This window comes from Streptomyces sp. AC627_RSS907, assembly GCF_019049165.1.
The window spans coordinates 1-608 of the sequence record NZ_JAGMUE010000679.1 but is presented as its reverse complement, the minus strand read 5'-3'; the positions used below and the strand labels follow the sequence as shown (position 1 = coordinate 608).

Annotated in this window: 1 protein-coding gene; it reads left to right on the top strand. The window is 78.0% G+C overall.

The window, feature by feature from the left end:
* Positions 1-537, top strand: a 537-nt coding sequence (locus KUM32_RS37765) for a methyltransferase domain-containing protein (RefSeq protein WP_217146345.1), incomplete at its 5' end; no start/stop codon positions are given.
* Positions 538-608 lie beyond the last annotated feature (71 nt).

Genomic DNA, 608 nt, shown 5'->3' with positions numbered 1-608 from the left:
GCCCTGGAGGGTGAGCCGCGGTTCGTGCGCGAGCGGGTGCGGCTGATCCAGGGCGACGGCCGGGACACCGGCGCGCACTTCCTGCCGGGCGCCTTCGACGTCGTGCTCTGTCACGGCGTGCTCATGTACGTGCCCGACCCGGACCCGATGCTCGCCGGCCTCGCCCGCGTGCTGGCCGCCGGCGGGCTGCTCTCGCTCGTCGTGCGGAACGCGGACGCGCTCGCCCTGCGGCCCGGGCTCGCCGGCGACTGGGCGGGCGCGCTGGCCGCCTTCGACTCCCCCGCGTACACCAACCGGCTGGGCCTGCCGGTGCGCGCCGACCGGCGCGCGGACCTGACGGCCACGCTGGCGGGCATCGGCGCTCCGGTGCACGCCTGGTACGGCGTGCGGCTGTTCACCGACGCCGCCGCCGACGGCACGGCGCCGCCGGCCGCCGACGAGCTGGCCCGGCTGCTCGACGCGGAAGACCGCGCCGGGCGCACCGACCCGTACCGGTCCCTGGCGGCGCTGCTGCACCTGTGTGGGGTGCGCGGCTAGCTCCCCTGTCCGGGAAGGGCGGCCCTCCGGTGCCGCGCGGGGCGAGATCGGCCGGGTGTTCGGGTCAGGTA